Source organism: Bradyrhizobium sp. C9 (assembly GCF_002532045.1).
Taxonomy (GTDB): domain Bacteria; phylum Pseudomonadota; class Alphaproteobacteria; order Rhizobiales; family Xanthobacteraceae; genus Bradyrhizobium.
The window spans coordinates 258,046-271,945 of the sequence record NZ_NWTG01000011.1 but is presented as its reverse complement, the minus strand read 5'-3'; the positions used below and the strand labels follow the sequence as shown (position 1 = coordinate 271,945).

Here is a 13,900-nt window from a genome sequence, read left to right as displayed (position 1 = left end):
CTTGTGCCACGGGGGCCGTCCACATATGGGTCCCGGCCTTCGCCGGGACGACGAGTTGAGAGACTGCAGATGAGTTCATCGAAGCAAATGTCGCGTTCGACGCCAACCTCGGTCGCGGCGACCAGCATTGCCTCGTCGCGCCTGACGGTCGAAACGTTCGGCGCCGGCTTCACCGACATCACGCGCGAGGTCGCAAAATTTTTGCGCGAGGTGCGCGCCGGCGAGGGCATGGTGACGCTGTTCATCCGTCACACCTCGGCCTCGCTGACGATCCAGGAGAATGCCGATCCGACCGTGCTGGTCGATCTGATGACGGCGCTCGATCGCACAGCGCCCGAGGATGGCGGCTGGCGTCACGACACCGAAGGCCCCGATGACATGCCGGCGCATATCAAGACCATGCTGACGGCGACCTCGCTGCAGGTCCCGGTGCTCGACGGCGAGATGGCGCTCGGCACCTGGCAGGGCATCTATCTGATCGAGCATCGCGCCAGGCCGCACCGGCGCGAGATCGTGCTGCAATTCATCGGCGCCACGCGCTGACGGGGTGCGCCTCGCTTCCAAGGCCTGGCCTCCAGGCTCTGGCTTCCAAAACGACATCGGCCGCGGATCGCTCCGCGGCCGATGCATTTGATCGCGGTGTCGACCGTCAGGTCTTGGTGATATCGACGTCCTTGGTTTCCGGAATGAACAGCGCGCCGACCACGACGGTGATGGCCGCGAAGATGATCGGATACCAGAGACCGGAGTAGATATCGCCGGTCGAGGCGGTGATTGCGAACGCGGTCGCCGGGAGCAGGCCGCCGAACCAGCCGTTGCCGATGTGATAGGGCAGCGACATCGAGGTGTAGCGAATGCGGGTCGGGAACAGTTCGACCAGCATCGCGGCGATCGGGCCGTAGACCATGGTGACGTAGAGCACCAGGATGAACAGCAACCCGATGGTCGCAGCCACCTGCGGACGGAAGACGTCGAACGGGTTCGACATCTTCACGATGCCGGCGTCACCCGGCTTCGGATAGCCTGCCGCCTGCACCGCCGCTGTGATGGCGGGGTTCGACGTCTTGGCGTCCGTGTACGGCACGTCCTTGTCGTTGACGGTGACCTTCACCGGTGAGCCGGCCGGGCCCTGCACGGTGGCGTACTTCACCGACGACTGGGCGAGGAAAGCGCGGGCGGTGTCGCAAGGCGCCGTGAAGACGCGGGTGCCGACCGGGTTGAATAGATCGCCGCAGCCCGCGGGATCCGCCACGACCTGCACCTTGACCGTCTCATAGGCCTTCTCCAGCGCCGGATTGGCGTTGGTCGTGATCATCTTGAAAATCGGGAACAAGGTGAGTGCGCCGAGCAGGCAGCCTGCCAGGATGATCGGCTTGCGGCCGATCTTGTCTGACAGTGCGCCGAACACCAGGAAGAAGCCGGTGCCGAGCAGCAGCGACCAGGCGATCAGGAGGTTGGCGGTGTAACCGTCGACCTTCAGGATCGATTGCAGGAAGAACAGCGCGTAGAACTGGCCCGTGTACCAGATCACCGCTTGGCCCATGGTCAGGCCGAGCAGGGCGAGGATCACGATCTTGGCGTTGCTCCAGGTCGCGAAGGCTTCGGTCAGCGGCGCCTTGGAGGTCTTGCCTTCCTCCTTCATCCGCTGGAACACCGGCGATTCGTTGAGCCGAAGACGGATCCAGACCGAGATGCCGAGCAGCAACACCGACACCAGGAACGGAATGCGCCAGCCCCAATCGGCGAAGTCCTTCTCGCCGGTAAAGGTTCGGGTGAACAGGATCACCAGCAGCGACAGGAACAGTCCGAGCGTTGCCGTGGTCTGGATGAACGAGGTGTAGTAGCCGCGCTTGCCCTGCGGCGCGTGCTCAGCAACGTAGGTCGCCGCACCGCCATACTCACCGCCGAGTGCGAGGCCCTGCAACAGGCGCAGCGAGATCAGGATGATCGGCGCCGCGATGCCGATGGTCTTGGCGCTGGGCAACAGGCCGACAATGAAGGTCGACAGGCCCATGATCAGGATGGTGACGAGGAAGGTGTATTTGCGACCGACGATGTCGCCGACCCGGCCGAACACGATGGCGCCGAACGGGCGCACCAAGAAGCCCGCGGCAAAGGCCAGCAACGCGAAGATGTCGCGCGTCGCCGGCGGATAGTCGGAGAAGAACTGCGCGCCGATGATGCCGGCCAGTGAACCGTAGAGATAGAAGTCGTACCACTCGAACACGGTGCCGAGCGACGACGCGAGGATGACGAAACGCTCATCCTTCGTCATGCCGGCGGGCCGCGCCGAAGTTGCAGTCATAGTGGACATCTGGATTGCTCCCCCCGAATTATTGCTGCCATGCTCGCCCCCGGCTGGCGGGTTAGGCCCGAATGGGCCTTAGGCTTAAGTCGAGGGTAACATCGCAGTGAAAGTCGTCCCAATAAGACTTTTGGCTTTTGCACGCTTGAACTTATCTTTGCAGGTGTGAGCTGGATGGAACGCCCCCGCGTGCGTCTGTTGCGGCGCACAAGCTCGGCGGGTTAACTGAGTTGGCATCTGGTATTATCAAGGGCTTGCGTGATACTGCCGCGCGGGCGACAACCGAACGGTGCGGGCTTCCCAAAGCCCGCTTGTGGGACTGAGATGACTGCTGCTGCCAATACTCATCTTGTCATCGCCGACGACCATCCGCTGTTCCGCGATGCGTTGCGTCAGGCGGTGTCCAGCGTCGTGAGTTCGGCCACCATCAGCGAGGCCGGATCGTTCGAGGACCTGACCGCACTGTTGGAGCGGGACTCCGAGGTCGACCTGATCCTGCTCGACCTGAGCATGCCGGGGATCAGCGGCTTCTCCGGCCTGATCTATCTGCGGGCGCAATATCCGGCGATTCCGGTGGTCATTGTTTCCGCCAGCGACGATGCCGGAACCATCCGCCGCTCGCTCGATTTCGGCGCCTCGGGTTTCATCCCCAAGCGCTTCGGCGTCGAGACGCTGCGTGACGCCATCATGAAGGTGATGGAGGGCGACGTCTGGGTTCCGCCGGACACTGATCTGTCGGCGGCCGGCGATCCCGACATGACGCGGCTGCGCGACCGTCTGGTGACGCTGACCCCGCAGCAGGTGCGGGTGCTGATGATGCTGTCCGAGGGGCTTCTCAACAAGCAGATCGCCTACGAGCTCGGCGTCTCGGAAGCGACCATCAAAGCCCATGTCTCGGCCATCCTGCAGAAGCTCGGCGTCGAAAGCCGGACCCAGGCCGTGATCGCCGCTGCGAAGATCGCCGGTGGCCAGTGGCGCCAGGGCACGCCGTCGAGCTGAGTTACGCGGCCGGCATCACCCGGTACGCGCAGCGCCGCGCACCCGCCAGGATGTGATCGACGCGCTCGACCACGACGTCGCTGCCCAGCACGGCGCGAAACACCGCAAGTTCGGAGCGGCACAGGCCCTGACAGGCTGCCGCCGCCGCACAGATCGGGCAGTGGTTCTCGATCAGCAGGAAGCCGCCGGCGTCCTTGACCACGCTTGCCATGTAGCCTTCCCGGCTCCGGATCCGGGCGAGTGCCGTGAGCCGCTGTCGGAGTGAGCCCTCGGTTCCGACTGCCTCCCGGTAGTCGGCAATGCCGGCGCGTTCGCGATGCGCGATCAGTGTTTCCAGGCCGTGCTCGCCGAACACCTCGTGCATCGACCGCAGCAGATCCAGCGTGAGGTCGGAATGGCGGTCGGGGAAGCGAGCGTGGCCGCGCGCCGTCAGGCGCCAATACTTGCGCGGCCGCCCGCGGCCCTCGCGTTCATCGCCGCTTTCGACGAGGCGAGCTGCTTCGAGCTTGAGCAGGTGCTGGCGCGCGCCGGGAGGCGTCATGTCGAGGCGCGCGCCGAGGCCGGCGGCGGTCTGCGGGCCGCGCGTCTTCAGTTCGAACAGGATGCGATCCTGGCTGCGCGTGTCGTCTTGACTCATCGGCCTATTTTAGAAACAAGATACTATCTAAAATAACCGGAAATCGCCGCCGCGTGCAACTGCCTTGGCGCCAATCCGGAAGGAGAACTCCGACATGGAGCGACGAGAAATCCGCGAGGGGTGGCGATCGCTCCTCAAGCGCGAATGGATCCCGACACTGGCCATCCTGCTCGGCGGTGTGCTGTTGCAGTCCATGAACGTGCTGATGCTGACGACGGTGCTGCCGTCGATCGTCGGCGAACTCGGCGGCGTCGCCATGCTGAGCTGGCCGACCACCGCCTATCTGGCGTCTTCCATCGTCGCGGCGAGCTGCGTCGGTGTGCTCTCCACCGCGCTCGGCGCCCGGCAGGTCTACTGCGTGGGCGTTGCGATCTTCGGCGTCGGCGCGGTGCTGTGTTCGCTCGCCCCCGCGATGGGCTGGATCGTGGCCGGCCGGCTGATCCAGGGATTCGGCGGCGGCCTCGAGGCTGCCGTCGCCTATGTGCTGGTGCGCGGCACGTTTCCCGAGCACATGTGGTCGCGGACCATCGCGCTGATGTCGACGAGCTGGAGCATGTCGGTGCTGATCGGCCCGCTGGTCGGCGGGATGTTCGCACATTTCGCGAGCTGGCGCGGCGCCTTCGTCGCCAGCGCCGCAACGGCCGTCGTGCTGGCGATCGCTGCATTCTTCGTGCTGTCGCCGGTCAAGGCGGCGCGGCCCTCATCGTCGTCGCGCGTGCCGCTCGGCCGTGTCGCGCTGATCTGCCTTGCGATCGCCGCGACGTCGGCCACCTCCGCCGCCGGATCGTCCTTGCTGAAGCTTGGTCTGATCCTCACGGCGATCGTCTCGTTTGCCGCGATGCTCCGGCTCGATCGCCTGGCGTCACCCCGGCTGCTGCCCAGCGACGCGTTCTCCTGGCGCACCGGCACCGGCGTCGGTTTGTGGCTCGCGCTGCTGCTCTGCATCACTTTCAGTCCGCTGCAGATCTACGTGCCGATGTTCCTGCAGCAGCTGCATGGCTTCGATCCGCTCTCGGCCGGCTTCACCGTCGCCTGCGCATCCCTTGGCTGGAGCGCCGCCTCGCTGCTGATGGCCGGCGTATCGGCCCGCCAGGCGGACCGCCTGATGCTGATCGGTCCTGCGATCATGGCATTGAGTCTCACCGCGATCGGGCTGCTCGGTTCGGACGACACGGCGTCCATCATTCCGATTGTCATAGCTATCGCGATGCTGGGAGCCGGTATCGGCCAGTGCTGGCCGCTCGTCGCACATCGCATCATGGACAGCGCCAAGGCGGGCGACGAAGTGGTCGCGGCCTCGTCGGTGCCGACCATCCAGCAGATGGGCTTTGCGTTCGGTGCAGCGATCGCAGGCCTGATCGCGAATGCCAGCGGCCTGTCGGCTGCGATCGCCGACGCGACGATGGCGCGCGCCGCCTTCTGGGTGCCGGCGAGCTTCGTGGTGCCGGCCATGCTCGCCGTTGCGGCCGGGCTCCGCCTCCGGGCGCTGCGCAGGCCCCGGGGCGGCCCGTCGTAAGGCTACTCCGCCGCCACCATCTGCTGGGTGCGCCATTGTCCGAGCAGGGCACGCAGCGAGGCCGGTTTGACCGGCTTGTTCAGCACCGCGATGTTTTCCTCGCGCGCGGCCAAACGCACTGCGGGGCTGCGGTCGGCGGTGATCAGGATCGCCGGAATGCCGTCGCCGAAGCGGCGGCGGATCTCGCGGATCGCGGCGACGCCGTTGCCGCGGTCGAGATGATAGTCGACCAGCACGCCGGTGACGCGGCCGCCGGCCGCCTCGATCGCGCTGATCGCGCCGTCGGCATCGAGCACCGCAATCACCTCGGCGTCCCATGCCGTCAGCAGCGTCTTCATGCCGTCGAGAATCGCGGGATCGTTCTCGATGCAGACGATCAGCGAGCCGCTCATCGGCGTCTTCGACAGCGGCGTGGCGGTGGTGACGGCCGCGGTATGGTTGACGGCGGTCGCGACCGGCACGGTGACCGAGAACGCCGAGCCGCCGCTCACATTGGCCGAAATCGCGATGCGGTGGTTGAGCACGCGCGCCAGCCGCTCGACGATCGATAGTCCAAGGCCGAGGCCGCGGGCGATCCGCGCGCCCTGCTCGAGGCGATGGAATTCCTTGAAGATCTCGCCGCGCTTCTGCACGGGAATGCCGACGCCGGTATCGAAGATGCTGATCTGGAGCGTGTCGCCGCGGCGGCGGCAGCCGATCAGCACGCGGCCGCGCGGGGTATATTTGATCGCGTTGGAGATGAAGTTCTGCAACAGCCGGCGCAGCAGCGAGCGGTCGGATTCGACCGGCAGCGAGCAGGCGATGAAGCGCAGATCGAGGCCCTTGTCGCGGGCGATCGGCATGAACTCGATCTCCAGCGAGCGCATCAGATCGGCCATCCGGAAGCTTGTGATTGCCGGTGTCATGGCGCCGGCATCGAGCCTGGAGATATCGAGCAGCGCGCCCAGGATGTCCTCGATCGCCTCGAGCGAGTCGTCGATGTTCTCGACCAGGCGCGAATCCTCGCCGCCGTTCTGGCGCTCGACGAGGCTCGTGACGTAGAGCCGCGCCGCATTGAGCGGTTGCAGGATGTCGTGGCTGGCCGCGGCCAGGAAGCGCGTTTTCGAGGCGTTGGCATCCTCCGCGATGCCCTTGGCGAGCGCGAGCTCCGAGTTCAGCCGCGTCAGCTCCTCGGTGCGGTCGCGGACGCGCTTTTCCAACGTGGCATTGGCGCGCTCCAGCGCCTCCGCGGCTTCGAAGCTCGGTGTGACGTCGGAGAACGTGATGACGAGGCCGCCACCCGGCATGCGGTTGGCGCGGACCTCGATCACCAGATGGCGGTCGGTGAAGCGTTCCAGATAAGGCTCGCCCTCGGTGGTGTAGGCGCGCAGCCGCAGTTGCAGCAGGTTGTCGCTGTCACCGGCCGGCGGCGGACTGATCGCGCCCATGAATTCGAGGATCTCGGGCAAGGGGATGCCGAGCTGCACCAGATGCGGCGGCAGCGCGAGCAATTCGGAGAACTGGCGGTTGGAGCAGATCAGCTGCAGATCGGCGTCGAACACCGCGATGCCCTGGCGCACGTGATTGAGCGCGGTCTGCAATATCTCGCGGTTGAAGTGCAGCGCGGCGTGCGAGTCGTCGAGCAGCTTCAGCGCGGCCTTGGCCGACACCGTCCGCCGCTGCAGCAGCAGCGACATCACGAGGCGCGAGGACGCCGCCCCGATCGAGGAGGCGATCAGCCGCTCGGCGTGCTGCAGCAGCTCGAAATCGGCCGGCGCCGATGCCAGCAGCACGATGTTGCGGTCGACGGCGAACGCGGCGAACGCCGCGCGGGTGCGGTCGGGGCCGAGATATTGCGTCACCGTGCTCTCGATGTCCTGCACCGTCACCGTGGTGCGCCAGCGCCGGAAGCTCGGCGCGATCGGGGCGAGCGCGTTGGGCACGAACACGTCGGCCTGCAACAGCTCGATCGAGGACGGCGCGCGCGCCAGGGAGAACAAGACGTAAGTGAGGATGTTGAGCGCAAGGCTCCACAGCACGCCGTGCAGCAGCGGCGGCAAATCGGCGCCGAACAGCGCCTGCGGCCGCAGCGCCTCGATCCCGAACGGCCCATGCTGCAGCAGCATCAGGCCGGTGGTCGAGTTTTCCAGGAAGCTCGGGATGAACAGCGTGTAGAGCCACGTCGCGAAGCCGACCAGCATGCCCGCCATGGCGCCGCGGGCGGTGGCACGGCGCCAGAACAGCCCGCCGAAGAACGCCGGCGCGAGCTGGGTGATCGCGGCAAAGGACAGCAAGCCGATCGCGACCAGCTGGGTGTTGCCGAGCGCGCGATAGTAGAAATACGCCATCACCATGATGGCGAAGATCGAGAAGCGGCGCGCCTTCAGCAGGAAGTCGCCAAAGTCCTTCTGGCCGGCGCGGGCGTCGTCGCTGCGCGGCAGCACCAGCGGCAGCACGATGTCGTTGGAGACCATGATCGACAGGGCGACGCATTCGACGATCACCATTGCGGTTGCCGCCGACAGCCCGCCGACGAACACGGCGAGGCTGAGCAGCTGCGAATTGCCCTCGATCGGCAGCGCCAGCACGAACATGTCGGCATCGACAGCGCCGAACGGGAAGATGACGAGGCCCGCGATCGCGATCGGAATCACGAAGATATTGATGACGATGAGATAGAGCGGGAACAGCCAGCGCGCCCGGGTGACTTCGGCGGACGTCGAATTCTCGACCACGCTGACATGGAACTGGCGCGGCAGCAGCATGACCGCGCAGAACGACAGCAGTGTCATGATCAGGAAGTTGCCGATCGATGGGACATATTCGATCGCGCGGACCGCCTCCGGCGTCTTCAGGGCGCGCTCATAGAGCTCGACCGGGGAGAACATCCAGAAGGTGACGAAGGCGCCGGCGGCGATGAAGGCGACCAGCTTGACAATCGACTCGGCGGCGATCGCCAGGATCAGCCCGTGCTGGTGCTCGGTCGCGTCGGTGTGGCGGGTGCCGAACAGCACCGCGAACACCGCCATCGCCAGCGTCACCATCAGCGCGATGTCGCCGATGATCGGGATTTTCGAGAACGCCTGATCCTCGCTCAGGATGGTTTCCAGCGACGAGGCCATCGCCTTGAGCTGCAAGGCGATGTAGGGCACCGAGCCGATGATCGCGATCAGCGCCACGGTGGCCGCGACAGCCTGGCTCTTGCCATAGCGCGCGGCGATGAAGTCGGCGATCGAGGTGATGTTCTGCGACTTGGCGAGCGCGATGACGCGGCGGAGCAGCGGGGTGCACAGCCCGATCATCACGATCGGGCCGACATAGATCGCCAGGAAGTCAACGCTGGTGCGGGTGGCGAAGCCGACCGAGCCGAAGAAGGTCCAGGAGGTGCAGTAGATGGCGAGCGACAGCGGATAGATCCACTGGCTGGCACGGCCGCGCACGCCCGCCGACATCCGGTCGCCGCGGCTGGCAATGAAGAACAACAATCCGATGTAGGCGAACGCCGTGGCGATAACGCCCCAGTCGTGCAGCATCGCTGCTCATCTCCTGTCCCGGCCGCCGGGAGGGGCTGGGCGTCAGGATTATAACGCAAAGGGCCGGCGGTGCGATGCACGGCCGGCCCAAATTCGGGGGTAGCAAAGGATAGGGTTACTCGGCGGCCAGCGACTTCTGGTGCAGCGGCAGGCCGAGCCGGTCCCAGACCTGGAGCAGGGCCTCGGCCAGCGCGTCGATCAGGCCGTCGTCATGGTAGGGCGAGGGCGTGATGCGCAGCCGCTCGGTGCCCTTGGCGACCGTCGGATAGTTGATCGGCTGGATGTAGATGCCGTGGTCCTCGAGCAGCAGGTCGGAAGCGCGCTTGCACTTCTCGGGGTCGCCGACGAACAGGGGCACGATATGGGTGTCGCTCGACATCACCGGCAGGCCGGCCGCGGTCAGGATCGCCTTGGTGCGGGCGGCGCGGTCCTGGTGGCGCTCGCGCTCCCAAGTCGAGGTCTTCAGATGGCGGATCGCAGCCGTCGCGGCCGAGCAGATCGCCGGCGGCAGCGCGGTGGTGAAGATGAAGCCCGGCGCATAGGAGCGCACCGCGTCGATGATCTCGGCCCGGCCGGCGATGTAGCCACCGAGGCAGCCGAACGCTTTCGCCAGCGTGCCCTCGAGCACGTCAATCCGGTGCATCACGCCGTCGCGCTCGGCGATGCCGCCGCCGCGCGGGCCGTACATGCCGACCGCATGCACCTCGTCGACATAGGTCATGGCGCCGTATTTCTCGGCGAGATCGCAGATCTTGCCGAGCGGAGCGACATCGCCGTCCATCGAATAAAGGCTCTCGCAGACGACCAGCTTCGGCCGGTCGGGGCCGGCGGCGATCAAGAGCTCTTCGAGATGCGCGACGTCGTTGTGGCGGAAGATCTGGCGCTCGCAGCCGGCCTGGCGCACGCCCTCGATCATCGAATTGTGGTTCAGCGCATCCGACAGGATCAGGCAGTTCGGAATCAGCTTGGCGAGCGTCGAGATGCCGGTCTGGTTCGAGACATAGCCCGAGGTGAACAGCAGCGAGGCTTCCTTGCCGTGGAGGTCGGCAAGCTCGGCCTCGAGCTGCACCAGCGGATGATGGGTGCCCGCGATGTTGCGGGTGCCGCCGGCACCGGTGCCGACCCGGGTCGCGGTCTCGACCATGGCGCCGACCACCTTGGGGTGCTGGCCCATGCCGAGATAGTCGTTTGAGCACCAGATCACGACGTTGCGGCTGCCTTTCGGCGAATGCCAGGTCGCGTGCGGGAAGCGTCCCGCGATCCGTTCGAGGTCGGCGAACACCCGGTAGCGCCGCTCGTCATGCAGGCGGTTGAGGGCGGTTTGGAAAAACTGGCTGTAATTCATCGGCGAACCCAGAAAGCGGAACCTGACCGGAAAAGCTGCTTCTTCTTAGAGCTTTTCCAGCTCTAATGTCCATGCATTGGCCCACATCTGGGCATGCGCTGCAGTTGGGCAAATTGCCCTAGCGGCCGTCTATCCGGCTTGATTTCGGTCAAATTGTCCGGGACATTACGGCCCGGCCGGTCTCAGGTCGTCTTGAAGCGCAGCATGCCGTCGTCGTGCATCTCGGCCGTCAGGCGGCCCTCGACCAGCATATAGTTGACATGGGCGACCAGCTCGCCGGCGGCGAAGCCCATCTGGTGCTCGTCCAGCACGTGCTTGTGGAACACCACCGGGACCAGTTCCTTGGAGGTCTGCGGCACCTCGCGGCAGGCCTCGGCGATCAGCCGGCAGCGCTCCTCATGGTGATCGGCGAGCTGCTTGATCCGGGTCTTCAGCCCGTAGAACGGCACGCCATGGCCGGGCAGCACCATCACGTCGTAGGGCAGGGTGGTGGTCAGGCTGGCCAGCGAGGCCAGATATTCGCCGAGCGAATTCTGCTCGGGCTCGACCGCCCAGACGCTGACATTGGGCGAGATCTTGCTCAGCACCTGGTCGGCGGACAGGAACAGCTTGTCGGCCGCGCAATACAGCATCACCTGGTCGAGCGCGTGTCCGCCGCCGGTGATCACCTTGAAGCGCCGCGTGCCGATCACGACCTCGTCGCCATGGGTGAGGCGGTGATAGGACGGCGGCAGCACCGACACGCGCTTCAAATAGTCCTGGCCGCGGCCGAGCAGCTTCTCGGTCAGGTCCTCGTCCATGCCGTGGCGGCGGAAGAACAGCCGCTGCGCGTTGCGCCGTTCCTCGGTGCCGCGGTTCTGGTGATAGACCGATTGCAGGTATTCCACCTGCGACATGAACAGCGGGCAGTCGAAGCGCTCGGTGATCCAGCCGGCGAGACCGACATGATCGGGATGCGAATGCGTCACGATCAGCCTTGTGACCTTGACGTGCTTCAGCGGTCCCTCGAACAGCGTGGTCCAGGCCGCGATCGATTCCTCATTGCCGAAGCCGGCATCGACCATGGTCCAGCCGTCGCCGTCGGCGAGCAGATAGATGTTCACATGGTTGAGGCGGAACGGCAGCTTCAGCCGCGCCCACAGCACGCCGGGGGCCACCTCCACGACCTGGTCGTGGCCGGGATGGTTCTCCCAAGGGTATCGCAATGCCTCCGCCGAGGAGGGAAGGCTGTCGGTCTTCGTATGCATGCTACCGACTTAGCGGGAGCCGGGCCGCCGCGCCAGCCGAAAAATCAGATGGTCGTCCGGAGAATGGGGCGGAATGGCACCCGAATTCCGTAGCCCGGATCAAGCCGGGCCACGGATCGCACAGAAGCGTTGCTAAGCGGCGCGGATGTTCGACAGGAAGCCGTCGATTTCGGAGCGCAGCACGTCGGCCTCGCGGCGCAGCGCGTCGGAGGCGCTGAGCACCTCGCCGGCCGCGGCGCCGGCCTCGGCCGAGGCGGTCGAGACACCGACGATGTTGCTCGACACCTCGCTGGTGCCGCCGGCGGCGTGCTGGATGTTGCGGGCGATTTCGCGGGTCGCCGCGCCCTGCTCCTCGACCGCGGCGGCGATCGCGGTGGTGACGTCGTTGATCTCGCCGATCGTGCTGGAGATGTTGCGGATCGCGGTGACCGCCGTCGTCGTCACCTCCTGCATGCTGACGATCTGCTGGCGGATTTCCTCGGTCGCCTTGGCGGTCTGGCTCGCGAGGTTCTTCACCTCGGAGGCGACCACGGCAAAGCCACGGCCGGCCTCGCCGGCGCGCGCCGCCTCGATGGTGGCGTTGAGCGCCAGGAGATTGGTCTGCGAGGCGATGGTCTGGATCAGGTCGACCACGACGCTGATGCGCGCGGCGTTGTCGGCAAGGCCCTGCATGGTGGTGTCGGTGGCGCTGGCTTCCTCGACCGCCTTGCGGGCGATCTCGGCTGAGGTGACGACCTGGCGGCCGATCTCGGAGATCGACGACGACAGCTCCTCGGTGCCGGCCGACACCGTCTGCACGTTGACCGAGGTTTCCTCGGCGGCCGAGGCGACCGCATTGACCAATGCGCTCGACTGGTCGGCGGTCGCCGACATGCTCTGCGCGGTCGACTGCATCGAGTTCGCCGCGGTCTGCAGGCTGCCGAGCGCATTGCGGACCGTCGATTCGAACGTTGTGATTTGCTTCTCCATGCGCGAGGCGCGCTCGGCCTTGGCGGAGCGGTCCTTGTTCTGGTTCTCGGTGAGCTCGCGACTCTCGATCATGCTCTCGCGGAACACCTGCAGCGAGTCGGCCATGACGGCGATCTCGTCGCGCTGGCGGCTCTGCGGGATCTCGGTGTCGAGGTCGCCGTCGGACAACAGCTGCATCGAGCGCTGCAGGCCGCGGATGCGGCGCAGGATGTTACGCCCGACATAGAGCCAGACGAACAGGAACGAGCCGACCAAGGTCAGCGCGCCCAACCCGATCATCACTGTGGTCGCGAGCGAGATCTGCTGCCGCGCCTGGAAGGTGGACGCGTCGGTATCCTTCTGCACGGCGTCGACCAACTGCTGGACGCTGATGCCGAGCCCGACATTGAGCTTGCGGGTCTCCTCCAGGATGGTCTGGCCGTAATCGATCGAGTCGAGCTCCTTCTGGCGGATCTTGAACACGCCGGTCTTGCCTTCGCCGAGCACCAGCAGCTTCTGCGCGGTGTCGCGCACGGCAACGATCGCCGGATTATTCGGCAGGTCCTCGAGGTTGGACTTGACGCGCTCGCGGCCCTTCTTGAACTCGGCCTCGATCGCATCGAGCGTCTCGCTGGAATTGGCCGACAGCGCTGCGGTCATGTCGGCGGCCATCAGGTTGCCGGCCGCGAGCACGTTGCCGATCTGGCCGACGGTGCGGGCCGCTTCGGTGGCAGCGTCGGCGGAGACATCGGCCGCGCCGAGGATGGCGTTGAGCCGGGTCTGCGCGTCGAGCATCGCGGGACCGGCGGCGGAGACGAAGGCGCCCTGCGCCTTGCGCAGCGCGTTGTACTGCTTGTCGCGCAGCGCGCCGACGTCGAGTCGCTCGTGCGCCGCCGAGATCAGGCTCTTAGTGGCCTCGTCGGTGTTCTTGACGTTCTCCTGCAGCGCGCTGACGACGGATTTGTCGGCGCCGAGTTCGATGATCTCGCCGAGCTTGGCATTGGTCTGCTGCGCGACCTCCTGCACCTTCTTGGTGCGATCGTTCAGCGCATCCTCGCTCTGCACGGCGAGCAGGCCGGGCCCCTGGGCTGCGAGCGAGGCGCTCTGCGCGGAAAGCTGCAGGCTCGCGGCGAGCCGCGGAATGTCGCGGCCGGAGAGATCGCTCATGGTGCCGCCGAGCTGATGCAGCACGATGCCGGCGCCTGCGCTGATCACCAGCGCCATGCCTGCGATCACGGCGAACGCCGCGAACAGGCTGCCCCTGACGCCCATCTGCGGCAGATGGATACGCTTGAGATTTGGTTTGCCGAGCTTGAAACGAAACGCCATTGCCCCGTGCCCCCTGGCCGTACTCTTGGCCACTACTCTTGGATGTTTCCCCGGCGCGGGAG

9 protein-coding genes are annotated in these 13,900 nt (G+C 66.1%); 3 read left to right on the top strand and 6 right to left on the bottom strand.

Annotated elements, in window-relative coordinates; genetic code table 11:
- Window positions 1-69: 69 nt before the first annotated feature.
- On the top strand, window positions 70-543 hold the full coding sequence (locus CO675_RS22835; RefSeq protein ID WP_097674082.1) for a secondary thiamine-phosphate synthase enzyme YjbQ: 474 nt from the start codon (window positions 70-72) through the stop codon (window positions 541-543).
- 106 nt (window positions 544-649) lie between these two features.
- Here the strand turns inward: CO675_RS22835 and CO675_RS22830 are convergent, their stop codons facing one another.
- On the bottom strand, window positions 650-2,314 hold the full coding sequence (locus CO675_RS22830; RefSeq protein WP_097674081.1) for an MFS transporter: 1,665 nt from the start codon (window positions 2,312-2,314) through the stop codon (window positions 650-652).
- A 315-nt stretch (window positions 2,315-2,629) separates the two neighbouring features.
- Here CO675_RS22830 and CO675_RS22825 point away from each other — a divergent pair, with 315 nt between their 5' ends.
- Window positions 2,630-3,304 carry a response regulator gene (locus CO675_RS22825; protein ID WP_050630075.1) on the top strand — a complete coding sequence of 225 codons (675 nt, stop codon included), beginning with the start codon at window positions 2,630-2,632 and terminating at the stop codon, window positions 3,302-3,304.
- A gap of 1 nt (window position 3,305) precedes the next feature.
- On the opposite strand, the gene CO675_RS22820 is transcribed toward CO675_RS22825, so the two are convergent.
- Window positions 3,306-3,941, bottom strand: a complete 636-nt coding sequence (locus CO675_RS22820) for a helix-turn-helix transcriptional regulator (protein WP_097674080.1) — start codon at window positions 3,939-3,941, stop codon at window positions 3,306-3,308.
- A 94-nt stretch (window positions 3,942-4,035) separates the two neighbouring features.
- Between CO675_RS22820 and CO675_RS22815 the strand changes: the two genes are divergently transcribed.
- Window positions 4,036-5,457: an MFS transporter gene (locus CO675_RS22815; RefSeq protein WP_143279079.1), complete on the top strand. Its 1,422-nt coding sequence runs from the start codon at window positions 4,036-4,038 to the stop codon at window positions 5,455-5,457.
- Between the two features lie 2 nt (window positions 5,458-5,459).
- On the opposite strand, the gene CO675_RS22810 is transcribed toward CO675_RS22815, so the two are convergent.
- From CO675_RS22810 to CO675_RS22795, 4 genes are all read right to left on the bottom strand, one after another.
- Window positions 5,460-8,969, bottom strand: coding sequence for a PAS domain-containing hybrid sensor histidine kinase/response regulator (locus CO675_RS22810; RefSeq protein ID WP_097674078.1), 3,510 nt, complete (start codon window positions 8,967-8,969; stop codon window positions 5,460-5,462).
- 115 nt (window positions 8,970-9,084) lie between these two features.
- Window positions 9,085-10,314 carry a 5-aminolevulinate synthase gene (gene hemA / locus CO675_RS22805; protein WP_097674077.1) on the bottom strand — a complete coding sequence of 410 codons (1,230 nt, stop codon included), beginning with the start codon at window positions 10,312-10,314 and terminating at the stop codon, window positions 9,085-9,087.
- Window positions 10,315-10,496: 182 nt separating this feature from the next.
- Window positions 10,497-11,561: an MBL fold metallo-hydrolase gene (locus CO675_RS22800; protein ID WP_097674076.1), complete on the bottom strand. Its 1,065-nt coding sequence runs from the start codon at window positions 11,559-11,561 to the stop codon at window positions 10,497-10,499.
- 132 nt (window positions 11,562-11,693) lie between these two features.
- On the bottom strand, window positions 11,694-13,838 hold the full coding sequence (locus CO675_RS22795) for a methyl-accepting chemotaxis protein (protein WP_097674075.1): 2,145 nt from the start codon (window positions 13,836-13,838) through the stop codon (window positions 11,694-11,696).
- Between the last annotated feature and the right edge of the window lie 62 nt (window positions 13,839-13,900).

Bases quoted from the DNA above. Each gene is read 5' to 3' on its own strand.
- CO675_RS22835 (WP_097674082.1), top strand. From the start codon at position 70: ATGAGTTCATCGAAGCAAATGTCGCGTTCGACGCCAACCTCGGTCGCG.
- CO675_RS22830 (WP_097674081.1), bottom strand. From the start codon at position 2,314: ATGTCCACTATGACTGCAACTTCGGCGCGGCCCGCCGGCATGACGAAG.
- CO675_RS22825 (WP_050630075.1), top strand. From the start codon at position 2,630: ATGACTGCTGCTGCCAATACTCATCTTGTCATCGCCGACGACCATCCG.
- CO675_RS22820 (WP_097674080.1), bottom strand. From the start codon at position 3,941: ATGAGTCAAGACGACACGCGCAGCCAGGATCGCATCCTGTTCGAACTG.
- CO675_RS22815 (WP_143279079.1), top strand. From the start codon at position 4,036: ATGGAGCGACGAGAAATCCGCGAGGGGTGGCGATCGCTCCTCAAGCGC.
- CO675_RS22810 (WP_097674078.1), bottom strand. From the start codon at position 8,969: ATGCTGCACGACTGGGGCGTTATCGCCACGGCGTTCGCCTACATCGGA.
- hemA (WP_097674077.1), bottom strand. From the start codon at position 10,314: ATGAATTACAGCCAGTTTTTCCAAACCGCCCTCAACCGCCTGCATGAC.
- CO675_RS22800 (WP_097674076.1), bottom strand. From the start codon at position 11,561: ATGCATACGAAGACCGACAGCCTTCCCTCCTCGGCGGAGGCATTGCGA.
- CO675_RS22795 (WP_097674075.1), bottom strand. From the start codon at position 13,838: ATGGCGTTTCGTTTCAAGCTCGGCAAACCAAATCTCAAGCGTATCCAT.